Origin of the sequence: Methylocaldum sp. GT1BB, assembly GCF_051027545.1 — a bacterium.
Lineage (GTDB): Bacteria > Pseudomonadota > Gammaproteobacteria > Methylococcales > Methylococcaceae > Methylocaldum.
Window position 1 is genome coordinate 407602 of the sequence record NZ_CP194902.1, and the last position, 25085, is coordinate 432686.

At 58.3% G+C, this 25085-nt stretch carries 25 protein-coding genes; 15 read left to right on the forward strand and 10 right to left on the reverse strand.

All coding sequences use genetic code 11. The features are described 5' to 3' along the window. Positions 1-4: 4 nt before the first annotated feature. The 7 genes from coxB to bioB form a co-directional block, all read right to left on the reverse strand. A complete protein-coding gene (gene coxB, locus ACR2TX_RS03100; protein ID WP_077732746.1) occupies positions 5-1126 on the reverse strand; it encodes a cytochrome c oxidase subunit II in 1122 nt (373 codons plus the stop codon). Between the two features lie 40 nt (positions 1127-1166). Continuing rightward, complete coding sequence (locus tag ACR2TX_RS03105) at positions 1167-1655, reverse strand: DUF2244 domain-containing protein (RefSeq protein ID WP_434131175.1); 489 nt, start codon at positions 1653-1655, stop codon at positions 1167-1169. 125 nt (positions 1656-1780) lie between these two features. Next, positions 1781-2488 carry a dethiobiotin synthase gene (gene bioD / locus ACR2TX_RS03110; RefSeq protein ID WP_077732744.1) on the reverse strand — a complete coding sequence of 236 codons (708 nt, stop codon included), beginning with the start codon at positions 2486-2488 and terminating at the stop codon, positions 1781-1783. Further along, entirely contained in the window at positions 2479-3324 is an 846-nt protein-coding gene (bioC, locus tag ACR2TX_RS03115) for a malonyl-ACP O-methyltransferase BioC (RefSeq protein WP_240507097.1), read from the reverse strand. The genes bioD and bioC overlap by 10 nt, the downstream gene beginning before the upstream one ends. Beyond that, the gene (bioH, locus tag ACR2TX_RS03120; protein WP_347257319.1) at positions 3311-4117 is read right to left on the reverse strand and encodes a pimeloyl-ACP methyl ester esterase BioH; all 807 of its coding nucleotides are present in this window, start codon (positions 4115-4117) and stop codon (positions 3311-3313) included. Before bioH ends, bioC begins: the two co-directional genes overlap by 14 nt. Further along, positions 4114-5349: an 8-amino-7-oxononanoate synthase gene (gene bioF, locus ACR2TX_RS03125; RefSeq protein ID WP_434131179.1), complete on the reverse strand. Its 1236-nt coding sequence runs from the start codon at positions 5347-5349 to the stop codon at positions 4114-4116. Before bioF ends, bioH begins: the two co-directional genes overlap by 4 nt. Positions 5350-5384: 35 nt before the next feature. After that, positions 5385-6401 (reverse strand): biotin synthase BioB, encoded by a 1017-nt coding sequence (gene bioB, locus ACR2TX_RS03130; protein WP_077732741.1) that lies wholly within the window; start codon positions 6399-6401, stop codon positions 5385-5387. Positions 6402-6475: 74 nt separating this feature from the next. Between bioB and ACR2TX_RS03135 the strand changes: the two genes are divergently transcribed. Then, a complete protein-coding gene (locus ACR2TX_RS03135; RefSeq protein ID WP_077732740.1) occupies positions 6476-7168 on the forward strand; it encodes a ComF family protein in 693 nt (230 codons plus the stop codon). A 329-nt stretch (positions 7169-7497) separates the two neighbouring features. Here the strand turns inward: ACR2TX_RS03135 and ACR2TX_RS03140 are convergent, their stop codons facing one another. Continuing rightward, positions 7498-7677, reverse strand: a complete 180-nt coding sequence (locus ACR2TX_RS03140) for a hypothetical protein (RefSeq protein ID WP_139841141.1) — start codon at positions 7675-7677, stop codon at positions 7498-7500. 252 nt (positions 7678-7929) lie between these two features. Between ACR2TX_RS03140 and ACR2TX_RS03145 the strand changes: the two genes are divergently transcribed. From ACR2TX_RS03145 to ACR2TX_RS03160, 4 genes are read left to right on the forward strand one after another with little or no spacing between them, the layout of a single operon-like run. After that, the gene (locus ACR2TX_RS03145) at positions 7930-9183 is read left to right on the forward strand and encodes a TolC family protein (protein ID WP_086135126.1); all 1254 of its coding nucleotides are present in this window, start codon (positions 7930-7932) and stop codon (positions 9181-9183) included. Beyond that, complete coding sequence (locus ACR2TX_RS03150; RefSeq protein ID WP_077732737.1) at positions 9180-10310, forward strand: efflux RND transporter periplasmic adaptor subunit; 1131 nt, start codon at positions 9180-9182, stop codon at positions 10308-10310. Before ACR2TX_RS03145 ends, ACR2TX_RS03150 begins: the two co-directional genes overlap by 4 nt. A gap of 3 nt (positions 10311-10313) precedes the next feature. Further along, complete coding sequence (locus ACR2TX_RS03155) at positions 10314-13415, forward strand: CusA/CzcA family heavy metal efflux RND transporter (RefSeq protein ID WP_156880832.1); 3102 nt, start codon at positions 10314-10316, stop codon at positions 13413-13415. A 13-nt stretch (positions 13416-13428) separates the two neighbouring features. Then, positions 13429-13749: a P-II family nitrogen regulator gene (locus ACR2TX_RS03160; protein ID WP_077732735.1), complete on the forward strand. Its 321-nt coding sequence runs from the start codon at positions 13429-13431 to the stop codon at positions 13747-13749. A gap of 41 nt (positions 13750-13790) precedes the next feature. On the opposite strand, the gene xth is transcribed toward ACR2TX_RS03160, so the two are convergent. Continuing rightward, positions 13791-14558 (reverse strand): exodeoxyribonuclease III, encoded by a 768-nt coding sequence (gene xth / locus ACR2TX_RS03165; protein ID WP_156880831.1) that lies wholly within the window; start codon positions 14556-14558, stop codon positions 13791-13793. Position 14559: 1 nt separating this feature from the next. Beyond that, the gene (gene lpxD, locus ACR2TX_RS03170) at positions 14560-15621 is read right to left on the reverse strand and encodes a UDP-3-O-(3-hydroxymyristoyl)glucosamine N-acyltransferase (RefSeq protein WP_077732733.1); all 1062 of its coding nucleotides are present in this window, start codon (positions 15619-15621) and stop codon (positions 14560-14562) included. A 657-nt stretch (positions 15622-16278) separates the two neighbouring features. Here lpxD and gspE point away from each other — a divergent pair. From gspE to ACR2TX_RS03220, 10 genes are all read left to right on the forward strand, one after another. Next, the gene (gspE, locus tag ACR2TX_RS03175; protein ID WP_133717586.1) at positions 16279-18039 is read left to right on the forward strand and encodes a type II secretion system ATPase GspE; all 1761 of its coding nucleotides are present in this window, start codon (positions 16279-16281) and stop codon (positions 18037-18039) included. Positions 18040-18044: 5 nt separating this feature from the next. Beyond that, positions 18045-19262 (forward strand): type II secretion system F family protein, encoded by a 1218-nt coding sequence (locus ACR2TX_RS03180; RefSeq protein WP_077732497.1) that lies wholly within the window; start codon positions 18045-18047, stop codon positions 19260-19262. Between the two features lie 61 nt (positions 19263-19323). Then, positions 19324-19761, forward strand: coding sequence for a type II secretion system major pseudopilin GspG (gspG, locus tag ACR2TX_RS03185; protein WP_077732498.1), 438 nt, complete (start codon positions 19324-19326; stop codon positions 19759-19761). 6 nt (positions 19762-19767) lie between these two features. Continuing rightward, positions 19768-20367 (forward strand): GspH/FimT family protein, encoded by a 600-nt coding sequence (locus tag ACR2TX_RS03190; protein ID WP_276205421.1) that lies wholly within the window; start codon positions 19768-19770, stop codon positions 20365-20367. Continuing rightward, on the forward strand, positions 20357-20773 hold the full coding sequence (locus tag ACR2TX_RS03195) for a type IV pilus modification PilV family protein (protein WP_077732499.1): 417 nt from the start codon (positions 20357-20359) through the stop codon (positions 20771-20773). The genes ACR2TX_RS03190 and ACR2TX_RS03195 overlap by 11 nt, the downstream gene beginning before the upstream one ends. After that, positions 20773-21417 (forward strand): prepilin-type N-terminal cleavage/methylation domain-containing protein, encoded by a 645-nt coding sequence (locus ACR2TX_RS03200; protein WP_077732500.1) that lies wholly within the window; start codon positions 20773-20775, stop codon positions 21415-21417. Before ACR2TX_RS03195 ends, ACR2TX_RS03200 begins: the two co-directional genes overlap by 1 nt. 5 nt (positions 21418-21422) lie before the next feature. Beyond that, a complete protein-coding gene (locus ACR2TX_RS03205; RefSeq protein ID WP_166642577.1) occupies positions 21423-22337 on the forward strand; it encodes a general secretion pathway protein GspK in 915 nt (304 codons plus the stop codon). 16 nt (positions 22338-22353) lie between these two features. After that, positions 22354-23460 (forward strand): PilN domain-containing protein, encoded by a 1107-nt coding sequence (locus ACR2TX_RS03210; protein ID WP_077732502.1) that lies wholly within the window; start codon positions 22354-22356, stop codon positions 23458-23460. Beyond that, positions 23384-24016 (forward strand): type II secretion system protein GspM, encoded by a 633-nt coding sequence (gene gspM, locus ACR2TX_RS03215; RefSeq protein WP_077732532.1) that lies wholly within the window; start codon positions 23384-23386, stop codon positions 24014-24016. Before ACR2TX_RS03210 ends, gspM begins: the two co-directional genes overlap by 77 nt. A gap of 3 nt (positions 24017-24019) precedes the next feature. Beyond that, positions 24020-24700 (forward strand): hypothetical protein, encoded by a 681-nt coding sequence (locus tag ACR2TX_RS03220; RefSeq protein WP_077732503.1) that lies wholly within the window; start codon positions 24020-24022, stop codon positions 24698-24700. Positions 24701-25085: the final 385 nt, after the last annotated feature.

Here is a 25085-nt window from a genome sequence, read left to right on the forward strand (position 1 = left end):
TCGATTAATGTTGCGACTTGATTTCGGACGGCTGAACCATGTCGCCCTTGTTATTGCCGAAGGCGTTCCGCTGATAAGTCACTACGGCGGCGACTTCCACCGGATTGAGCGAATCGTCGAATGCAGGCATCATGTCTCCCTTGCCTTTCAGTACGACGTTAAGGTGTTCATCCATCGAGCCGGTCGCAACCGGACTGTCCTTGATCGCCGGGAAAGTTCCCGGGATGCCTTCGCCATTGGCCTGATGGCAACCCGCGCAACTGGAGTTATAAACCTCCTTCCCTTTCGCCATCAGCTCATCCATGGTGAAAGCCTTGGTCGCTTCGGCCTTGACTACTTCAGCCTTAGTCTTCTGCTCGGCAACCCATTGTTTATATTCCTCGTTGGTCTTGGCGATTACGACAATAGGCATGAAGCCATGATCGCGGCCGCAAAGTTCCGCGCACTGCCCGCGGTAAATGCCCGGTTTCTCGATCTTCGCCCAAGCGTCGGTCACGAAGCCTGGAATGGTATCTTTCTTCCAGCCGAGGTCAGGTACCCACCAGGAGTGGATCACGTCGGCGCCCGTGAACAGAAACCGTATCTTTTTGTTGACCGGGACCACCAAAGGATTATCGACGTTCAGCAGATAATTAGGGATTGAGGCGGGATCGATATTGGCACCCAATTGGCGGGCTTCATTGCTTTTGGCATCCAAGGTACTGAAGAAATCGATGCCTTCGTCGAGATATTCATAGCGCCACTTCCACTGATAGCCGGTGACCTTGACGGTCATGTCCGCTCCACTGGTGTCATAAGCCTTGACCATCACGCTGGTTGCCGGGATAGCCATGCCCAAAAGAATGAGGAAAGGAATAACCGTCCAAACGATTTCGAGTTTTGTATTTTCGTGAAACTGCGCCGGCACCACTCCTTTGGATTTCCGGTGATGCATGATCGAGTAAATCATGAGGCCGTACACGCCTACGCCGATCACTACGCAAATCCACAGAATCAACATGTGTAAATCGTGGATATCGCGGCTGACCTCGGTGACGCCCGGCGTCATGTTAAGTGCATAGTCGGCGTGCGCTTCCCCCCATAACACTAACCCCAACCCAGCAAGCAGTCGTCTTATCTTATTCACGGAGCCCTCTCCTCAGTCTATAGAAATGCTTTGTGTCTAATCATTTGCTATCAAACAAAATCTTTCGCAATTCGCTCGCGAGCGCCGCGCGCTCGGGCTCGGGCTCGGCCAAAAATCGGCCGATTTCAATTTCCTTTCCATGGGAGCGAAACGACAAACGGCTTGGGTACCCTTTTATCGGCGATTCAGTCCAATCGAGCGCAACCCATGCGCGCTGGAATCGGTAGATCTGCTCCGGTGTGCCATAACCTCGCTCCAACTGAACCAAGGTCTCCGTGACCGTAATGACTTCGCGAATCCTACAGTTTCTCAGACCAAGCCTGAAGCAATAGGCCAATAGAACCCATTCCGCCCCGGAAAATGGCAACACGAGCCACGCACCCATCGATGCAAAGCTCCCTGCGATAACCGCCATCACCAAGGCGATTCCGAGCATCAGAAACGATGCTTGACGACCGTTTAGGGACGCATTCGGCGTCAGTACGAATCGTTGGCTGCCAGGCCTAGCATCCCGTCCTGACTCGATCATTCGAACTTCCGACCTCGGCACGATTCATGAGTCGGACACCAACTCGAGTCCGGGCTCAAACAGAACCAAAAACACCTGAGAAAACCGGCCTGCAGCTAGCGCAGCTTAAGCCGCGAGACTGTAACTTATGAATACAGCGCATGCAAGATTTTATCCTTTACCACAGTAGGGAAAATATCCCGCGCAACAAACTCTTTCTCACTATTAAACGGCACGACGGCCAGCAACGGCCAATCGAGCGAATGATCCAAGGTCTCGATATTTTCGGTAGACAATAAAAAATCCGGTTCGATTTGGTTGGCAATCCAGCCTATACAATTCGCGCCGGCATTTTCGATCGCACACTGGGTCAGCAAAGCATGATTCAGACAACCGAGACGCAAACCCACCACAAGCAACACAGGGAGGTCGAGCACCCTGACTAGATCGGCCACCCGTTGCCGCTCGTTCAAAGGCACCTCCCAGCCGCCGACACCTTCCACCACCACGTAGTCGGCGGACCCGGCCAATTCCTCGTAGACCTGCAGAATACGCTGAAAGTCGATTTCTCGGCCCGCCTTCCTGGCGGCGATATGGGGCGAAACCGGGAGTTCGAAAACGAATGGATTGACCTGATTGTAGTCCGGCCGAATCGACGCATTCGCCTGAAGCGACAAGGCATCCTCGTTGACCAACCGTCCATCCTGCCAAAATGCTCCGGTCGCCACCGGCTTCATGGCCGCCACTTTCAGTCCCGTGTCCTGTAACAGCCGCATCAACCCCAAGCTTATGATTGTCTTGCCGACACCGGTGTCGGTACCCGTCACGAAGATACCGCGCGCCTTCAACGACATTTCGCGGGACCTCTGGCACACCCATAAACGACCTCGAAGGTGGCCTCCAGACCACTGCCGCCCGATTGCCGTTCATAGGCCGCGATCATGCGCCGCAACGCGCCCTTGCCGGTTAAATGGCGCGGTCTGTCTAGCGTTACATTATGAGCGCCAAGGCCCTTCAATTCTCGCATCAGTTCATAAACCGAGCCGTACTCCAGCCTATGGACCTCGGCGGCGACATCGATTTCCTGGAATCCCGCCTCTCGCAGGGCCGACCTCACCGCCGCAGAATCGCCGAACCGATTGACGTGGGAGTAATCGTCGACCGATGCCCATGCGGACCGAAGCTCCTTCAGCGTCTCGGCACCAAACGTGCTGAAAAGAGCGACGCCGCCCGGCCTCAAGACGCGCCCGATTTCGCGAAATACGGAGTCGAGGCCGGAACACCATTGAATCGCCACATTGGAAAAAACCAGGTCGATCGAACGGTCCCGAAAGGGCATTGCCTCGGCATCGCCGCATACCAACCGTCCGGCCCCCGACTCGCCATACCGCGACTTGGCGAAACGCAGCATGCCTTCAGCGATATCCAAAGCCACGAGATCCGCTTTTGGATACAGCTCAATCAGCCGTGTCGCCAAATACCCGGTTCCGGAACCAGCATCCACGATTCTCTCCGGACCGAGGCTCATACCTGCCAAACGGGACAGCAGCTTCTCGCCTACCCTGCGCTGCAATTCAGCAAGTCCGTCATAACGTTCCGCGGCTGCGCCAAAAGAACGACCGATCAACCGCTTATCGGGACGGCCGTCGGAGCCGCATTCGCTGGTTGGCAAAGATTCAACAGCCATCATGTCTTGCGACGAAATCCGTAATGAACGAGGCGGTCTCCGCGGGATGCGTGAGAAACGGCAGATGGGCCGCCCCATCGATCACATGCAATTCGCTTCGAGGGTTCAGCGCTTGCATCGACGCCCCGGCGGACTTGGGAACCAATCGGTCTCGCGCCCCCAGAATAATCAAGCTGGGAACGATTGATCGACGCAAGACTTCGCGCAAATCGGCCTGCCGCAGCAAATTCAACCCGCTGTGCAGCGCCGCCCCATCGGGGGGATCGCATTCCGCCACTTTCGCCGCCAACTCCTTGACCAGTAGCCTCGCGTTCTCCATGCCGAAGATTTGAAGCCCGAGAAAATGCCGGATCGTGCCTTCATAATCCTCTTCCAAGGCTGAAGCAAACTCCGCGAGCAGCGCGGGATCGACGCCCGGCCAATCGTTTTCCGCTCCGCGGTTCTTCGAGTCGGCCACGAAACGCGCACTTCCGGCCACGACGATGATGCTTTTCGCGCGGGTCGGGTATTGATCCGCAATATGCAGCACGGGCAAAGCTCCCAGCGACCAACCCAGCCAGTGGGCACGCTCCGGCGCGGTCTCCATCAAGGCATCGGCAAGATGATCGATGGAAAAGTCGGCGATGTTTTCGCTGCGCCCATGCCCCGGAAGGTCGACCAAAGTGACCCGAGCCTTGGCGGCCAGCATCTCCGCAAAATCCCGCCAAATACCGCTGTGCATTCCCCAGCCATGCACCATCACGAGATCCGGCCCTTGACCGAAAGTTTCCCGGTACAACAGATCTCGCTTTCTCATCCCGAATGACCTGCGGGAGACGGGAGGGCCTCGTTGGTCATACTACGATCCTCACCCCCGTTGCTGCCGAATGTTTCAAGCGGCAGATCGGCCAGCGCCCCCAAAAGCCGGTCCACCTGAGCCTCGGTATGCTCGGCGGTAAATGTGAAACGCAAGCGCGCCGTACCCGCCGGAACGGTCGGCGGCCGAATGGCGGCGGCCAGGAAGCCGGCGGACAGCAAGACCTCGCTCGCTCGCACGGCGCTTTGATTGTCGCCTACCACGATCGGCTGAATCGGGGTATCGGATTCCATGAGACGCAGCCCTATCTGCGCAGCCCCGGTGCGGAAGCGATGTACCAGACCGTTCACTCTGTCCCGCCGCCAGGATTCTTCCCGAATCAGGCGCAGGCTGGCCCGGGTTGCTTCCGCCACGGCTTGAGGCATGGCCGTCGTGTAAATATAGGTACGGCCGCGCTGGATCAGAAACTCGATAAGATCTGCGCTACCGGCGACGAATGCGCCGAAGGTGCCGAATGCCTTTCCGAGAGTGCCGACGAGCACCGGCACATCGTCCGGAGTCAAACCGAGCCGAGCCAGGCTGCCGCGCCCGCCGTCGCCCGTTACCCCGAGACCGTGGGCATCGTCGATCATCAGCAAAGCGCTCCGTTGCCGGGCCAACGCCGCCAAAGCGGGAAGCGGAGCGAGATCGCCATCCATGCTGAATACTCCGTCGCTCGCTATGAGACATCGCTTTCCGGCGGAGAGCTCCAGCTCGCGCCCCAGCGCCGCAGGATCGGAATGGGGATAACGCTTGAGCCGGGCGCCCGAAAGCAGCGCAGCGTCGAGCAACGAGGCATGATTGAGGCGATCCTCGAAAACCTCATCGCCGCGCCTCGCTAAAGCCGAAATCACGCCGAGATTGGCCATGTAGCCGGTGGAAAACAGCAAGGCGCGTTCCCGGCCGGTAAATTCGGCCAGTTCTTCCTCCAATGCATGATGAGCGCGACCGTGGCCGCAGACCAGATGAGCCGCGCCGGCCCCGACGCCATAGCGCTCGGCTCCCTGCCGGAACGCTGCGACGACGGCCGGATGGTTCGCGAGCCCAAGATAGTCGTTGCTGCAAAAATTGACCACACGCCGTCCGTCGACGGTGACTTCGGCGCCCTGAGGCCCTTCGACGACCCGGCGCCGACGGTAGAGCCCCCGCTTTTCGATCTCGTCGAGCTGACCGCGCAGCCAGTTACGCCACATGTACTTTCAGCAATTCCGAGCTTTCGGAAAAACGCTCAAGCGTGATCGACGCATCCGGACATCCGAATCCCGAGGCGCCGGAAAAGCCGCTTATCGTTCTCGACGGTCGGATTTTCCGTCGTCAAAAGCTTTTCGCCGTAGAAAATGGAGTTGGCGCCGGCGAGGAAACACAGCGCTTGGATTTCATCGCTCATATCCGTACGCCCGGCGGACAAACGCACCCGCGATTTCGGCATTAGGATGCGCGCCACGGCGACCGTCCTCACGAAAACGAAAGAATCCAGCCTGGACGCCCCGGCCAAGGGCGTGCCCTCCACCTGAACCAGCATGTTGATGGGCACGCTCTCGGGATGTTTCGGCAGATTCGCCAATTCGAGAAGCAGCCCTGCGCGGTCCCGGTCGCTCTCCCCCATTCCGACGATTCCGCCGCAGCACACGTTGATCCCGGCATCGCGTACGCGCTCCAGCGTATCGAGACGGTCCTGATAGGTGCGGGTTGTAATGATCTTGGAGTAATACTCTTCCGAGGTGTCCAGATTGTGGTTGTAATAGTCGAGCCCGGACTCTTTCAGCCGCTGCGTCTGGCCGTCCGTGAGCATGCCCAGAGTGACGCAGGTTTCCAGTCCCAAAGCTTTCACGCCCTCGATCATCTCGCAAACCCGCTCGACGTCGCGGTCTTTCGGACTGCGCCAGGCCGCCCCCATGCAAAACCGGGTTGCGCCCTGGTCTTTGGCCACGCGCGCCGCGTTCAGCACCTCGTCCAAAGGCATCAAATCTTCGCGCTTCAAATCCGTATCGTAACGGGCGCTCTGCGGACAGTAGGCGCAGTCCTCCGAACAAGCGCCGGTTTTGATGCTCAGGAGACTGCTGACCTGAACCTCGTTCGGATCGAAATGTTGCCGGTGAACGGTTTGCGCCCGATAGACGAGATCGTTGAACGGCAAAGCAAACAATGCCTCGACCTCATCCAATCGCCAGTCGTGACGCAGCGGACTGTCCGAAAAATACGCTTGGGCCGCTGCATTCAACTGGAACTCTTCTGCTATTTTCATGGCTACTCCGGGAAAGACTTGAACTATGGCCGGAACCGGCGACTGAACGCTGTCAACTTCAAAAACGGAAAAACGTGAACAAGTGGCCAAACATTATACAGAATTGGCTGTATCCACCCACCTGTTTGTTATGCGGCGATCCGGGCGGCAATGGCATCGATCTTTGCCGGGGCTGCCGGCAATCTTTGCCTTACAACATCATGGCATGCCCGCGCTGCGCCATTCCCATCGAGTCCCCCGTGCCGCACCTCTGCGGAAGCTGTCAGAAAAAGCCCCCGGTTTTCCACTCGGCATTCGCCGTGTTTCGTTACGAGGAGCCCGTCCGCCACCTGATTCATTCGCTGAAATTCGGCGCCCGTTATCCTTGCGGGCGGCTCTTGGGCATTCTAATGGCGGAAAAACTGGCGGCACTGAAAGAAACGCCCTGCGCCATCATGCCGGTTCCGCTCCATCCTAGCCGGTACCGCCAACGGGGATTCAACCAGGCCATCGAGATCGCACGTACGGTTTCGCGCCGCTTGGACATTCCGCTCGATCTCCACAGCTGCCGCCGCATCTGCGCGACCGCCGCCCAAGCAGAACTTCCCGCCAAACAGCGCCGCAAGAACCTGCGCAACGCCTTCGCGGTTGAAACGCCGATCGAGCATCGGCACGTAGCCATTTTGGATGATGTCATCACCACCGGTGCAACGGCGAAGGAGCTTGCCGGGGCGTTACGCCGGGCAGGTGTTGCTAGAGTCGATGTTTGGGCGTGTGCGCGGGCTTGACCTGAGGTTTGAATAATTTTCCTTAAAAAACAATCTCCTTAGTTTGAAGCACCACAAACATGCTGCGCTTCGCTCTCTTGGATTGAGGTTTTGGCATGAGCCGATACGCTTCCCCAAATTCTTGGTGCTTACAAGGCTTCACCGTTTTGTGGAACACATTATTAAAAGCTCTTGGTTTGTAAACCATGGGAACGATGGGTAGAATTCCGGAGTTATAACATCCGCTTTTGCACTGGCCGATCTGTCATTTTGTTCGAGAAATAATGCAGCCTTGGGTATCCACAACAATCGATTCATCCTTTCCCAAGGAACGTATCGGCTTAGTCGTACTAATCGCCTTTTTCTGCGCGCTCATTCTGATTTCCCGCTTCCAATTCCTTGTCGATTTTCCTCATTTGGCACCCGCTGCCGCAGAATCCGTCGCACAGGAAAGCAATAAGTCCGATCCTCATAAAGATCGCGTACCATCCGCCAAACATCAGACGTGCGCCGACGACGACGACGATCATGACCCCGACCGTTACCTGCTCCCTTTTTACTGTTATCCGTTGTCGCGTCCTCTTGCGAAGATTCTCGCGGCCAGCGAGAACGTAACGACGGGCTGGATTTCCAAACCGACAGTCCCACCTCCGCGCCGACTCTGATTCATCATCTTCTGTTTTGATCGGCGGCAGGCATTGATCGGCCGCCGAAGCGAGCACAGCGGCTCCGATCCGCCGTGTGATCGCGCCTGTTCCAAACTTAGAAGCTTGAGGACATGAATGTTTCTGCACCGACGGCAATCGCTTTGTCTATGGGGATCGCTGGCCTTGGCCATGCTCGGTCCGGCTGTGGCCAGCGAGCCACTGACTCTGAGCCAAATACTTGACCTGACCCTCAAAAACAATCCCGAACTCGTCGCTGCCCGCGCCCAAGTCCAGGGAGCGGAAGGCGATCTGATCACCGCCAAGGCTTATCCCAACCCCGAGATTCAAATGGGAGCCGGAGAATCGGTAGCGCGGGATGCGGGGGTCTTGAGGGGAGCTCTGGGCGGCGTCGATATCGCTCAACCCATCGAACTCCCGTATGTCCGCCGCCCTCGCCGGGAAGCCGGCGAAGCCGGTGTGGAAGCGGCCAGCGCATCCTACCGGGTTGTCAGCCTCAATGTGCTGACCCGGGTCAAGCAGGCGTTCTATAACGTGCTGCGGCAGCAGGAGCTGCTTCGTATGACGGAAGCCAATCGGGAGCTCCTCGAATCCATACGCGATAAGATCAGGTTGCGCGTCGAGGTCGGTGAATCCTCCCGCTACGAACTGGTCAAGGCGGAAGCGGAACTGTTGGGGGCCACCAAAAACCGGGAAAGCGCCGCCTTGCGCGTAGAACAGGCAAAAACCGCCCTGCGCGCCTTTATCGGCGGCGCATTGCCTCCCAAGATAGAAATCGCCGGCGAACTGCCGTCCGAAATTCCTCCCCCCGACCTCGATAAACTCCGGGATAGCGTCTTGCAAAATCACCCGGCCCTAGTTCAGGCGCGCGCGGAAGTCGACCGGGCCAAGTCCCAGCTCGAACTGGAACAGGCTCTGCGCTATCCCCAACCCACCATAAAAGCCGGCGTCTATCGTGAGCCCCACCTGGAGCAATGGCGGGTCGACCTCATCGTGCCGCTTCCTCTGTGGAATCAGCGGCAAGGCCCCATCGCCCGCGCCGCCGCCGACCGGGCGCGGGCGGACGCCCTAGCGAATCAGCAGCAACTGAGCCTCGTATACGAACTGGACACCGCGATTACCGCCTTCCGCATCGCCAGTCAGCAAATCGAGACCTTCGAATCCGGCCTGCTGCGCGAAGCCGAATCGGCACTGAAAGTCGCCGAAGCCGCCTACCGCCTCGGCGAAAGAGGCATTCTCGATTATTTGGATGCCCAGCGCACCTTTCAAGCGGTACGCGTCGACTACATCAACGCCTTGTTCGATAAGAACGCCGCGCTGCTCGAAATCGAGCGGCTTCGGGCTCAGGACTATCAGGATCAGCCGTTATGAAAAAACCCATATTTTTTGCGTTGCTTGCACTTGGCGTCTGGCCCGTCTTCGGACAGCAGGAGCTCCAAAATGCGGAGACGACCGCCGAGATTGCCGTCAAGGCGCCCCCATCATTACTTGAACGACTCAAAATCGAACCTGTCACATCGACGGAAATCGGCGAAACCCTTCATTTGCCGGGCCGGGTCACATTGAACGAGCACCGAGTGGCTCGCGTCGGGCCGAGCGTCACCGGCCGGGTGACCAACGTAATGGCCTTCATTGGACAAAACGTGCGCCAAGGTGAGCGCTTGGCGACCATCAACAGCACCGAGCTGAGCATCGCTCAGGCCGCATATTTGAAAGCCAAGACGCAAATGAACCTGCACCGGCTGGCGGTCGACCGGGCGCGCCGGCTGCTGAAAGCCGACGTGATCAGCCGTGCGGAGCTCACCGAGCGGGAAAGCGAATTGACGGAAGTCGAGGTGGAAGTCCGCGCCAGCGCGGACCAACTGGCGGTAATGGGCATGAGCGAGAACGCCATTCAACGCCTGTCGAACAGCGGCCAGATCGATTCGGTGATCCCGGTCACGGCTACGCTGTCGGGAACGGTCATCGAGCGGGAGATTTCCATAGGCCAAATCGTCCAGCCCGCCGATGACTTGTTCACGATCGCCGATCTGTCCGAAGTCTGGGTCGTAGCCGAAGCACCGGAGCAGAAAGCCTATCTGGTCGAAATAGGAGGCCGGGCCGAGGTGCAGATTCCGGCGCTGCCCGGACAGAAAATCACCGGCAAGGTGATCTACGTGGCGGATATCGTCAATCCATCGACTCGCACGGTGACCGTGCGCATGGAGCTTGAAAACCCGGAACGCAAGATCAAACCGGAAATGCTGGCGACCATGGTCATTCATCGGCCCCGAATCACCTCGCTCAATATCCCGGCCAAAGCCGTCGTGAGAACCGGCGACCGGGACTATGTGTTCGTGCATGCGACCGAAGACCAGTTCGTATTGACACCGGTATCCTTGGGCCCGGATCTGGGCGGACTCCGCCGGGTCATCGCGGGATTGACCGAAGGACAGCGGATAGTCGTCGATGGCGCGTTCCATCTGAACAACGAACGTATCCGCAAAGAGCTGGAGTAGGCCATGATCGAAAACTTGATCCGCGCCGCCCTGAAGCAGCGACTGGTAGTCGTCATCATCGCGTTGTGCCTGGTCGCGTTCGGCTTCAACGCCATGCAGAACCTATCCATCGACGCCTTTCCCGACGTGACCAACGTCCAAGTCCAAGTGGCCGCCGAAGTGCCCGGCAGCTCTGCGGAAGAAGTCGAGCGATTCGTGACCGTTCCTTTGGAAATCGCCATGACGGGGCTTCCAGGCCTGGTCGAGATGCGCTCGGTGAACCGCAATGCTCTGTCGCAGATCGTCCTGGTCTTCAACGACGAAACCGATGTCTATTTCGCCCGGCAACTGGTGCTCGAACGGCTGATCGAAGCGGCGGAACGCTTGCCGGAAGGCGTCACGCCCGTTCTCGGACCGGTTTCCTCAGGACTGGGCGAAGTCTACCAATACACCCTGGAGCGGCCCGACGACGGCGAACGCGCCCTGACCGAGGAGGAACTGACCGAGCGCAGGACCATACAGGATTGGGTAGTCCGCCCACTGCTCCGCGGCATCCCCGGCGTCGCCGAAATCAACTCGATCGGCGGCTTGGAGCGTCAGTATCAGGTCCTTCCCAATCCAGACCGCTTGCGCCATTACGGCCTGACGCTAAAAGACGTCTACACCGCGCTGGCCCTGAACAACGCCAACAGCGGCGGCGGCAAATTGCCGCAATACGCCGAACAATACCTCATCCGCGGTGTCGGCTTGATTCACGATGTCGAGGATATCGGCAACATCGTCCTCAAGGAAATCGAGGGCACGCCTATCTATATCCACGATGTCAGCGAGGTACGCATCGGTCATGCGGTACGTTCCGGCGCCGTGATCAAGAACGGCTACACGGAAGCCGTGGGCGGGATCGTTCTGCAGCTCCGCGGCGGCAACGCCAAGGAGATCGTCGGCCGGGTCAAGGAACGGATCAACGAAATCAACGAACAAGGGATGCTGCCGGACGGTCTTAAAATCGTGCCGTTCTACGATCGCACCGACCTGGTGGATGCGGCGATCCACACCGTGACCAAGGTACTGATGGAAGGCATTTTCCTGGTGGTGATCGTGCTGTTCCTGTACTTGGGCGACATCCGCTCCAGCCTGATCGTGGTGGCGACGCTGATCATCACGCCGCTGGTTACCTTCATGGCGATGAACCACTACGGAATCTCGGCCAACTTGATGTCCCTCGGCGGGCTCGCCATTGCCATCGGCATCATGGTGGACGGCTCGGTGGTAGTCGTGGAAAACGCCTTTCACCATTTGGGCGAGGCTAAAGAAACCGGCGAAAGCCGCAGCTTGATCGTTCTGCGCGCCGCCGCCGAGGTGGGCACGCCCGTGCTGTTCGGGGTGGGCATCATCTGCCTGGTGTTCCTGCCGCTCATGACGATGACCGGGCTCGAAGGCAAGATGTTCGCGCCGCTCGCCTACACCATCGCGATCGCCCTGTTCATCTCGCTGATCGTGTCGCTCACCCTGTCGCCGGTGCTGTGCTCCTACCTTCTCAAAGGCGGGGCGGATCACGACACGCGCATCATCGCATTCATGAAGCGACCCTACCTCAAGCTGCTGCACTTTGCCCTGGGCAATCCTTTGAAGGTAGTTGCGAGCGCCCTAGCTTTACTGGTCTGCAGCCTCTTGCTGTTTCCGTTCCTGGGAACGTCCTTCATTCCCGAGATGAAGGAAGGCTCCATCGTACCCGGCATCAACCGGGTCCCGAGCATGTCGCTGGACGAGTCGATCCGCCTCGAAAGCGAAGCCATGCGCCTGGCAATGGAAGTGCCCGGGGTGGCTAAAGCCGTTTCACAATTGGGACGGAGCGAAAGCCCGACCGATCCGCAGCCGGAAAACGAATCCACGCCTATCGTGACGCTCAAGCCCCAGGATCAGCTTCCGGACGGCTGGGATCAGAACGATGTCATGGACGCCATCCGCGAAAAGCTCAAGGTGCTGCCGGGCGTGAATATCGTGATGGCGCAGCCGATCTCGGACCGGGTGGACGAAATGGTGACCGGGGTGCGCTCCGATATCGCCATCAAGCTGTTCGGCGACGAACTGGAAGTGCTGAAGCAAAAGGCCGATGAAATCATCAGGGTGCTCAACTCGATCGAAGGCGCCGCCGACATCCGCGTCGAACGCGTGAGCGGCCAGCAGTATCTCACCATCGATATCGACCGCCAGGCCATCGCCCGCCACGGCATCAACGTGGCCGACATCAACGACATCATCGAGACCGCCATCGGCGGCCGCGTCAGTACCGAAATCTACGAGGGCGAGCGGCGGTTTTCGGCGGTAGTCCGGTTTCCTGAAAAATTCAGAAACAATCCGCAGGCCATCGGACAAATACTGCTGAAATCCCCCAATGGCGCCCTGGTGCCGCTGGAAGATTTGGCCATCATCGAGGTCGTGGACGGACCGGCGCAGATCAGCCGCGAAACTGCCCGGCGCCGTCTGGTGATCGGCGCGAACGTCAGGGGCCGCGATTTGGGCGGCTTCGTCGCGGAACTGCAAAAGGCCGTCGCCGAGCAAGTGAAGCTTCCGGAAGGCTATTACGTCACCTGGGGCGGACAATTCGAGAACCTGGAGCGAGCCATGCACCGCCTGATGGTGATTATCCCCATCACCATCGCGGCGATCTTCTTTCTGTTGTTTTTGCTGTTCAACTCCTTACGCTTCGCCGCCCTCATCATTCTGGTGCTGCCGTTCGCGTCGATGGGCGGCATCTTCTCGCTGTTTCTCACCGGGGAGTACCTCTCGGTCCCGGCCTCGGTCGGCTTCATCACCTTGTGGGGCATTGCGGTGCTGAACGGGGTGGTGCTGGTGTCTTATATTCGAGGGCTGAGGGAAGATGGGCTGTGCCAGGCGGACGCTATCGTCGAAGGCTGCAGGCAGCGCTTCCGGCCGGTGATGATGACCGCGACGGTCGCGATGCTCGGCCTGGTGCCCTTCCTGTTCGCCACAGGTCCCGGCTCCGAAGTCCAGCGCCCGCTGGCGATCGTGGTGATCGGCGGATTGATCACCTCAACCTTGCTCACCCTGGTGGTGCTGCCGACCCTGTACCGATGGTTCGAAGAAAAACGCATCGAAGCTTGAAAGAGGAGAGTCCATGAAAGAGATCAAAGCCATCATCCAGCCCCAGCGGCTGAGCAAGCTCAGAAACGCATTCCGCCAGATGCGCGGCTTTCCGGGAATGACTGTGAGCCGGGTGGAAGGTTGCAGCCAGCACGAGGAACCGGAAGTCAGCCACGGCATTCGGGAAGAATTGACCGATTTTTCGCCCAAGGTTCGGGTGGAAATCGTCGCCCCGGACGACAAGGTGGATGAGATCGTCCAAATCATCCGTGAAAACTGCCGCACCGGAAAACGCGGCGACGGGATTCTGTGGATCACGGAGACCGGAAGCTTTGAGCGAATTCGGATCGAGTAGAATCCGGCGACGTTTTCACCCGTTAAGTGAGCCGCCTCCGGTCAGGCCCGGAATTCTACCACCACCGGGGCATGATCGGACGGCCGTTCGAGCTTTCTGGGCTCGACATCGATGCGGCAGCCCAAGCAATCGTCGGCCAGCAGGGCACTGACCAGAATATGATCGATCCGCAGCCCCATGTTGCGACGGAACGCATTGAGACGGTAATCCCACCACGTATAGCTCTTTTCGGCCTGATCGAAGCGCCGGAAAACGTCGATTAACCCTAAATCGAGCAAGGCGCGAAACGCCTCCCGCTCCGGCGTGCTGCAGAGAATCCTCTCGCGCCAGGACTCGGGATCATAGACGTCCCGATCCTCGGGCGCGATGTTGAAATCGCCCAGAACGACCAAGCGCGGGTGACGCTCGAATTCGAGGCGCAGGTAATCGCGCATCTTGGACAGCCAGTCCAGCTTGTAGGCGTACTTGTCCGAACCCACCTCCCCGCCGTTCGGCACGTAAAGATTGACGATCCGGTAGTCGCCGATAGTAACCGCAAGAATGCGCCGCTGAGGATCGTCGAAGCCTGTCGGATCGGTGACCGGATCGCAACAATCGAGCTTGCTGAACACCGCAACGCCGTTATAGGTTTTCTGTCCGCTGTAAACCGAGAGATAGCCGGCCTCGGCCAGTTCCGCGACCGGGAACTCCGGATCGATCATTTTGGTTTCTTGAACGGCAAGCACATCGGGCTGTTCCCGCCCGAGCCAGTTCAAAACGTGGGGCAGACGTACGCGCAGGGAGTTGACGTTCCAAGTGGCGATTTTCATATCACTCAGCCTTCGCCAAGTCAGCCATTTTTTTCTCCAGATTCTTCAACCGCGTCCACATCTCGTGCAAGCGCGGAAAAACCGCCATGTTTTTCAGATATTGCTGTAACGGCTGGGCGGGCCCGCCGGCGTACATGCCGGGCTGCTTGATGCTGTTGTGGAGCCCGGCGCGGTGGAGCAGCACGACGTCGTCGGCCACGGTAATATGGTCCAGGGTTCCGGTCTGGCCGGAAGCGATGACCCTTTTCCCGAACCGGGTCGACCCGGAAATGCCGGTATGAGCGCAGAGAATGCAGTCTTCGCCGATTTCGACGTTGTGGCCGATATGGCACAGGGCATCGATTACGGCTCCTGAGCGTATGATGGTGGCTCCGTAGGTGGCGCGATCGATATTGGTATTGGCGCCGATCACTACCCGGTCCTCGACGATAACCTTGCCGGTGTGCGGAATGCGGTAATTGCGACGGCGCTCGTCCTGGGCGAACCCGAAACCTTCCGAGCCGATCACGCAGCCGGCCTTCAGGATGACGTTGGCACCGATCTCGCACTCGTAGCCGACGGTGCAGCGCGGATGGATCACCGTCTCCCGCCCGATTTTCGCCTTCTTTTCCACCACCGTATTCGCCATGATCACTACGCCGGGGCCGAGACTGACCTCGGCGCCTAGCACCACGCCGGGACCGATCACCGCATCCTCGGGCACCGCGACGCTCTCGTGAATCACCGCGGAAGGGTGAATCCGGGGCCATTCGACATCCCGCACGTCGCGGTCGCCGTAAGTCTGCTTGAGCAGCGCGATGGCCAGGCGCACATTCGGTGCGATCAGCAGAGACGCCCCGGCATCGCTCAATTCTGCGGCGATCGCCTCGGTAGTCACTACTGCGGCGGGCTTCAGTTCACGGACTTGGGGCAGATATTTCACATGATCTACGAACACCAAGTCCCCGGGCGCGCAATCGTCGACAGGCGCGAGGCGGCGGATGACTTGATCAGGTCCGCGGTGGTCGACGATCAGACCCTGAGTCCTGAAACGCTCAAATACTTCCGAGGCGAGTAAATTCATAGATAAATCCAAGTATTTAAGATTGAACGGGAATAATCCTAGAAACGGCAATCGGGTGAGCCGCAGCTTCACCCAAGCGGCGAAGCGGATAAAAGCCGGAATAGCCGGGACTCATGAAGTTCTTCGAGCCCATCGAAGCGGTCAATTGCCCTTTCTAGGATAATATGAAGCCGGAAAAAGGCGGGCAACCCCTTTCGTGGTATCGCAATGCACTTAAGTTAAGCCGTCATTCCCTGCCGGGGTGATCTTAGTCATCTTCACTAACCGGCATCGCGTGGTATCGGCCGCCTGCGCCGAACCCAGTCGAGGTCACGGCTCAAGTGGGACGAGTACGTTTCTCCGCCTATCCGATATCGCGTCGCCCGGATTGCCGGGCAACGCCGCTTTTCATCCTTCGCCGATAAAAGACCTATGGCACGACCATAGAGGGTCCGGCATGCAACGACTCTTACCGCACTTGGTCAAATCAATGAAAAAACTCGGACCAACTGTCGCCGAGCAAGCCGAAAACGGCTGGGATTTCGCCCAAGGATATCGGCAAACCGATTGTTATTGGCGATTTAGTGTAATATTCCCTTCGATTTCTGCTGAGAAATTAAATATTTCGGTTCCGATCCGGCACTTTTAGATCTTTTTAGGTCTAAGGCGCTTTGCTTTATGCGAGAAAAGACTTTGGCCATTGCACCGCAACAGCTAAATCCGCCGGCAACCTACGCGGAATCCATTGTGGAACACCCGTACGAGCGTTTTGCCGATGAACTCGTCAGGCGCGGGAAGGTGCGCGAGGCGGAGATCCACCGCGCAAAACGCTTGGCGGCGCAAGCCGACGAGCAGAAGCTGCCCGCGCTTCTGGCCAGGCTCGGCATCGTGTCCGAGCGCGATACCGCGGAAATATTGGCCGAGGTCGGGTCATTGCCCCTGGTGTCGCCCGCGGACTATCCCGATACCTCGCCGCTTCCCGATACCGTAGCCATCCGTTTTCTCAAGGAAAATCACGTAGTCGGCATAGCCGCCCAAGATAATGAATTCATCGTTGCGGTGGCGGATCCGTTCGATCGCGATCTATTGGCCGCCCTCGCCCTGGCCTGCGAAAAACCCGTGCGGCCGTATGTGGGACTGCCGTCCGAAATCGACCGAGCGCTCGAACAGCAACTCGGTTCCGGAAAGACCCTGATGGGCCAGATTGTCGAGGACCTCGGCAGCGACGAGGAAATCGACGAGGCCGATGTGGAGCACCTCAAGGACCTGGCCTCCGAAGCGCCGGTAATCCGCATGGTCAATCTGATCATGCAGCGGGCGGTGGAGTCGCGCGCCTCCGATATTCACGTCGAACCGTTCGAACAGCGGCTCAAGGTCCGCTTCCGGGTCGACGGCGTGCTGCGCGAGGTGGAAGCTCCGCCGGTCAGATCCACCGCGGCCGTAATTTCGCGCATCAAGATCATGGCCAAGCTCAACATCGCCGAGCGCCGCCTGCCCCAGGACGGACGCATCAAGCTCCAGGTGCAGGGCAAGGAGCTGGATTTGCGCGTCTCCACCGTACCGACCATGTACGGCGAAAGCGTCGTCATTCGTCTCCTGCACAAGGAAAGCATCGTCTTCGATTTTTCGTCCCTCGGCTTCGAGGGAGCCATGCTCGAGCGATTCCTGAACGTGCTGGCGCTTCCCCACGGCATCATCCTGATAACGGGCCCCACCGGCAGCGGCAAAAGCACCACGCTGTACACGGCGCTGCACAAGCTCAATACGCCCGAGCGCAAGATCATCACGGTCGAAGATCCGGTGGAGTATCAACTGGAGGGCGTCAACCAAATCCAGACCAAGCCCCAGATCGGACTGACTTTCGCCAACGCCCTGCGCTCGATCGTCCGGCAAGACCCGGATGTCATCATGATCGGCGAAATGCGCGATTTGGAAACGGCTCGCATCGCCGTGCAATCGGCGCTTACCGGCCATTTGGTGTTGTCGACGCTGCATACCAACGACGCCGCGGGCGGCGTAACCCGCCTCATGGACATGGGCTTGGAGGACTATCTCATCACCTCCACCGTGAACGGCATCCTGGGTCAACGCCTGGTGCGCCGCCTCTGCCCGAATTGTCGCGAGCCCTATCCCGCCATGGCCGAGATGGTGGAAGAAATGAGGCTGGCGAGGTTCGCCGATGGTCCGGTGGTCCTGCATCACCCCAAAGGCTGCGAGCAGTGCGACGGAACCGGCTATCGCGGACGCCTTGCAATCCAGGAATTCTTGGTCATGAGCGACGGTATCCGCCGTCTGGTGATGAGCCATGCCCAGTCGCGGCAGATCGAGGAACTTGCCCTGCAGGAGGGTATGTACACCATGTACGAAGACGGCTTGCGCAAGGCCGTCATGGGCCTGACCACGATCGAGGAAGTTCTGCGCGTCACTTCGGATAGCTGAGGATTATGGCTCTTTACGTCTACAAGGCCGTGGATCGGGATGGAGAAACGGTGGAAGCGGAGCGCGAAGCCGCCGACGAAGCCACCTTGATCCTGGCCCTGCAAAACGAAGGATTCTTGCCGATTCGGGTAGCGCCGGCGAAATCGCGGCCGTTCGCCTGGTTGAGCCTCAAGCGCAGCAAGAACCGGATTTCCCAGAAACAGATCGCCTTGTTCACGCGCGAACTGCTGACCCTGCTGCACGCCGGGCTGCCGCTCGATCGTGCGCTGACCGTGCTGCTCGAACTGACCGCGAACGAACCGGCCTTGAACGGTCTGATCGCCAAAGTGCTGGATTCGGTCAAGGGCGGCGCGCAGCTGTCCGACGCTCTGGAAGCACAGGGCGGCGTTTTCTCGCGGTTCTATATCAATTTGATCCGTGCCGGCGAAGCGGGCGGCGCGCTGGAACTGGTGTTGGAGCGCTTGTCGGATTATCTGGAACGATCCAAGGAGCTCCGCGATACGGTCACCACCGCGCTGATTTATCCCGCCATCCTGGTCACCATGGCGGTTTTGTCGTTGTTGCTCCTGTTGACCTTCGTGGTTCCGCAGTTCACCGAAATGTTCGAATCCGCCGGCAAGGAACTTCCGGTGCCGACTCAAATCGTAATCGGCGTGGCAGAGGGACTGCAATCCTACTGGTGGGTGCTTCTGATGCTGATCGCGGGCATCGCCAGCTATTTTCGGTATCAGTTCGCGGACCAGGAGCGTCGCCAGGTGTGGGATGCCCGGTTGTTGAACCTGCCTTTGGTAGGAGACCTGATCCGCAAACTGGAAGTCGCCAGTTTCAGCCGCACTTTGGCGACCTTGCTCGCCAACGGTGTCTCCATGCTGGCGGCCCTGACCATCGTCAGGGAGACGCTCGGAAATCGAGTGATCGTCGACGGAGTCGGAGTAGCCGTGGAAAGCCTCAAAAGAGGCGGAAGCCTGTCGGCGCCCCTGATCGAGAGCGGTCTGTTTCCGACCTTGGCCATGCAGATGATCAAGCTGGGCGAGGAATCCGGCCATTTGGCCGAGATGCTGGAACGGGTCGCGGTCACTTACGACAAGGAGATCAAGATTTCCGTACAGCGTATGCTGGCTCTGCTGGAACCCGTGTTAATCGTTGGCCTAGGTCTCATGATCGCCGGAATCATCATCTCGATTTTGATGGCGATCCTGAGCGTCAATGACCTCGCTTTTTAACACGGTTTTTATACCATCCACCCGTTTACCTGATTCCGTTTTACTTATGATTCGTACTCTTATGCAAAAACATCGACATCATCATGGCCGCGCTCAGCGCGGTTTTACCCTGATCGAACTCTTGGTCGTACTGGCCATCATCGGCATGCTGGCCGGCTTGGTCGGGCCTCAGGTCGTCAAGCACCTGGGAGAATCCAAGACCAAAACCGCCAAGCTGCAAATCGAGGAACTCTCTTCCGCGCTCGACATGTACCGGTTGGATGTGGGCCGCTACCCGGCCACCGACGAGGGACTCGCAGCGCTCATCGAGCAACCGAGCAACGCCAAAATCTGGAACGGCCCTTACCTCCGCAAGAAAAGGGTCCCGGTCGATCCCTGGAACAATCCTTATCATTACGCTTCGCCCGGCCAGCACGGAAAATTCGATCTTTTCACCCTGGGGGCCGACAACGCCGAGGGCGGCGAAGGCGAGGACCAGGATATCGTAAGCTGGGAATAGAAAGGCGTGTTCTTCGAATGCCTCGGGCTTGAAAAAAAGACGCTGCAGCAGGCGAGAAATCCATTTGCGCACCGAAAACTCGATAGCCTGAGGTACCCCGTTCGCGCGGTCAAACACAAGGTTCGGCGTCCGCACGCAAGGTTCCGAGCCGAAGCCCGCGGCCCCTCACGGTCGGGCGGATTCACGTTGCTGGAGATGCTGTTGGCGCTGGCTATAGCCGCCGCACTGACGGCGGTGGCGGTACCGAACGTCACGCCGCTTCTGAACCGTGCCCAGCTGACGGCTGCCACGCGGGATATCGCGTCCGGCCTGCGCTATGCACGCGGACAGGCGCTCAGCGGAGCGCGCGAGGCAACATTCGAGCTCGACGTGAACCGCAAAGCCTACCGGGTCAGCGGTCGCCGAAAACATTTTTCACTGCCCGACAGCGTCCGCCTCAGCCTTTACACCGCCGAGAGGGAAGCCGGAGACGAAGGAATCGGCAATATCCGTTTCTTCCCGGACGGCTCCTCGACCGGCGGGCGGGTGACCTTGGAGGCGGCCGGGAAAAAGCGCCTGGTGGACGTGAATTGGCTCACCGGGGAGGTCGTAATCCGTGAAGACTAAACAACGCGGATTCTCCTTGCTCGAAATCCTGGTCGCTTTCGCCATCCTGGCTCTGGCTTTGGGCGTGCTGCTCCGTATTTTCGGCGGCGCCGGACGAATCTCGGGACTCGCCGACAAGTACGCTCGCGCGGTCGTGATCTCCGAATCGCTGCTTGCGGCTGCCGACTTGGAGACCCCTTTGCAGCCGGGCGAAACGAGCGGCGAAATCGACGCGATTTTTCGTTGGACTATGCGCGTAACCCCCTATCAAGGGGAGGAACAGATCCCGTTTGCCGAGAACTTGCCTGTCGCGCCCTATCAGGTGGATCTCAGCATAGAATGGGAGGAAGGCGATGAACCCCGCTTCTTCGAGCTTACGACACTCAGGCTGCTGCCTAACAAAGCAGCAGGAATCAGCAGTTTTTGATGATGACCGCGCATAAGCACCGGACCAGCGCCGGCTTCACTCTGATCGAGGTACTCATCGCCACGACTCTGCTCGGCGTCATGATGCTTTTGTTATTCGGCAGTTTGCGTATCGGGGTAACCAGTTGGGACAGCGGCGAGGACAAAATGGCGCGGGCAAGCCGGCTTTTCCTCGTGGAGAATTTTTTGCGCAACCACATCGGAAGCGCTTTGCCTCTGGTCGAGATGGAAGAGTCCGAAGGCGTCGCCATTTCCTTGAGAGGCGGAGAGGATTGGCTCGAATATGTTTCGACAATGCCGCCGCAGGTCAAGGCCGGCGGTCTATATCGATTCAGATTATATGTCGCTAGGGACGGGCAACATAACGATCTGAAGGTCGCCATGCGGCCGTACGTCTCGAACCCGAATTCGCGCGAAGCCACCGTAGCGGCCGAGCCGATCGAAGATGTATTGCTGCTGGAAAATCTGGATCAAATCAAATTGTCCTACCTGCCGGAAAATCTTCAGACCGCTCAAACAAGCAATTCGACTTGGCTGCCGGAATGGCAGCAGTCTCAGTTGCCGATGCTGATTCAAGTGCAAATCGAACCGGAGCATGAAGAACCCTGGCCTCCTTTAGTGATCGCGCTGCGAACTCACCGATAATGCCTATGGCGTTTCACGCACGAACGGGACAGCAAGGCGTAGCCCTGATTTTGGTGCTCTGGATACTGGCTTTGATGACCATCATGGCGGGCAGTTTCGCGCTGTCGACCCAGCGGGAAACCTCATTGGTGACCAATTCCCGGGAACGCGCCAAGGCGGTTGCCTTATCCGACGGCGGCATACATTACGCCATGTTCATGCTGAGTTTGCCGAATGCGGCGCAGCGATGGCGCGCGGACGGCACTCCTTATCGACTGGCATTGGGCGGCGTTCCCATCGAAGTACGCATTTACGACGAGGCAGGAAAAATCGATCTCAACGCCGCCCGAGAATCGACACTACGGACTATATTGACCAAAGTGACCCAAGACGAAGATCAGGCGGTAAAATTGGCCGATGCCATTTTCGACTGGCGCGACAGCGATGACCTAAAGCGTCTCAGTGGGGCCGAGTCCGCCGAATACCGCGCCGCCGGGCTGGATCAGATGCCGCAAAACCGTAATTTTCTCGTGCTGGAAGAACTCCGCGGCGTTTTGGGAATTACACCGTCGCTATACCAAAAATTGGAGCCCTTTTTCACAGTCTACAATAACGTCGATGGCGTCAACCCGGCAAAGGCCTCGATAACTGTTTTACTGGCCCTGACCGACGGAAACAGCCAGGCGGTGGACAGCTTTCTCGCCGCCCGTGAGAGCGGAACCGGGAATACACCACCTCCTCCGCTTCCCGCCATTCCCGGAATTCGGTTCCACTCGACCGGGGATTCGGTTTACACGATTCTCGCCCGCCCGATATCGCGAAACCATTCCGATCCGCCGGCTATGGCCGTCATCCGACGGGAAGCGAGACGCCCTGGGGGAAGCCCTTTCGTTTTCCTGAGATGGAAACCGCAGACAGTCGGCGTAGCGCTCGACCAATAGCACACATGCAGTACACATGCTGAAACTCGATACGCCGATCAATCTCGATGCCGCAAGATTCTTCCGCTGGTGGAGCGGCGAATTGTCCTTTCTCGTGCCGGCGAAATTGAGAAAACTTCTCGGTGCATCCAGTGAATATCTGATATTGACCAAGGATGACGATGGCGTGAATGCGGTCTACCACAACGATGAAGAAGACCGCCCGCTCGGCTATTTCAGCTTGGACGAGAGCGGCAGCCAAAAACGGGAACGCCTCATAGAAAGCATGCCGACGCTGGCCGAGGCAAAAACAATCCTGCGCTTGACGCCAGGCCAGTGCTTGCGGAAATCGTTAAAGCTTCCGTTGGCGGCCGAAGAAAACCTGAATCAGGTGGCGGCATTTGAAATGGATCGCCTGACGCCATTCAAGAGCGATCAAGTTTATTACTCGGCGCGCCTGCTGGAGCGGTCGCCGACGAATCGGCAGATCAAGGCGGAACTGGTATTGGCGCCCCGCAACAAATTGGATGCCTTGCTGGAAGAATTGGCGGTTTGGGGATGGCGACCGGACGTCGTCGATGCGGCGGGCGACTCCCCGATCGGGGCGTACGATTTATTGCCCGAGCAGTACCGGCCGCCACGCAATCCTTGGCCATACAGAATCAATTTGGCACTTGCCGCTTTGATCGCATCGCTCTTGATCACGCTGGGAGTTCTGCCGATCTGGACCAATCGATCGATCGCACTGGACCTGGAACAGGAAGTGAAAAAGGCCAGCAAGACCGCCAAGGAAGTCGAATCCTTGCGCCAACAAGTAGAGGATTTGGTGCACCAGACGAGATTTCTTCAGCAGAAGAAGCGTACCGAGCCGGCCATGGTGGACATGCTCAAGGAGCTGACCGACGTCATGCCCGATCAAACCTGGCTCAACGGCTTGCAGTACCGGGATCACCGGCTGGTCGTACAAGGACAGTCACCATCCGCTTCGGCCTTGATCGGGCTGATAGAAGCATCGCCGTTCTTTCAAAATACCAGTTTTGTGTCGCCGGTGACAAAAGACATGGCCAGTGGATTGGAACGTTTTCAAATCGCCAGCGAAGTCGTCAACGGGAGGTTTTCTGAAAAACCGGCTGCAACTGAGTAAACCGCAGCTCCTGGCCCTAGGAATCCTAGTCGGTGCCATCGCCCTGCTTTATGTGGTGGCGATTGCCCCGCTGGTCGATCTTGCCCGGGAGTACGGCGAAACCGTCGACGATTTACGGTTTCGTCTGCAACGCTATCAAAAAGTCGCCGCAGAAAAGGACGAGCTGCTCGCCAAGCTGGAACAGATCAAAGCCGCGGGACAGCAGGACGAGCGCTTTATTGCGCGCGATACTGCGGCCTTGGCTTCCGCCGATTTGCAGTCGATGGTCAAAGAGATCGTAAGCCAAGCCGGCGGCGAGCTGACCAGCACCCAGGTGATCCCCGAGCGGAAGGAAGAAAATTTCACGCGAATCGCCGTCAAGATACGTGTCAACGGCAGCACTGACGTATTGCGGGATGTTCTGCACAGCATCGAGACCTCGAAGCCCATGCTGTTCGTGGAGAACATCAATATCCGGCCGATTCGGATGCCGCGCAATCCGGCGACCAAGCAGTCCCAGCCGGTCGATAAGCTGAGCGTGGACTTTGACGTTATCGGTTACATGCAGGGCAATTAAGCCATGACCAAGTGGGCCCGCGACAATTTACTCAGTTTGATTTTGGCCGGCATTGCAAGTGTGCTGCTCATCGGCGTCGCCGTCGAATCGGCGGTGTTGAAAAACAAGCGATCGATCGCGGCGACACCTTCGGAAAAAGCCGCGAGTCAGGAAGCAACCGAGCCGGTCGACGCCGAAGATTTCGAACTGCCCGACATTCAGGAATACGAAACGATCGTCGAGCGCCCGTTATTCATGGAAGGCCGCCGCCCCGGAGCGGAAGGAGGGGAAACAACGGCTACGGCGACACCGGATATGCCTCTGACCGTGAAGCTGATGGGGATCGCTTTCACTCCGACCGACAAGACTGCCCTCCTGGTAGACGCCAAAGGCAAGTACAAACGCTTGAAGAAAAACGGTTCGATCGAAGGTTGGACATTGGTCGAGTTCGCCCCGGATAAAGTAACGCTGCAACGTGACGACGAACAACGAGAGCTGATGCTGCTCAAACCCAAACCCAAGACTGCACCCGCTCAGGCGACACCAGGACAGCCTCAGCAAGTCCCGCAGCAGCCATCACCTCCGAGGCCGGCGACACGTCCGCCTGCGCCTCCGCCTCCTCCGGCGGTTGAAGAAACAGAGGAAGAACCCGAAGTCATAGAGGAAGAGGAAACGGCTGAGGAAGAAGCCGAAGGCGTAGAGTAGTAACAATATCTTCAGCGATTAGGAATACCGAGTCTCATGAGGGCGTGAAAAATCCACTCATGAGGCTTTTTTGATGCAAAGAGGAAACCTTCCCGTTCCGGCGTCATCAATGGCTGTAGCCATGATCAGATGGCGGTTCTTTCCTGGAGCGCATCCGGTATGCTCTGCTTCAGCTGCCTTCATGGAGGGCGGAGTCGTTGCAAGTGGTCGACGTGCTGCGTCTTATCCGGGGAGAGAAAGAAACCTTTGCTTTCACTTTTCTGCTCGAAAGATGCCGGAATGGCGATTTTTCGAGATTTTACCGAGTAGTCATTCGTGTTGAATCATGGTGATAAATCGTAGAATGCGGTTCGGGTATTCACCGCATCCTGCAAAACAATGCTTT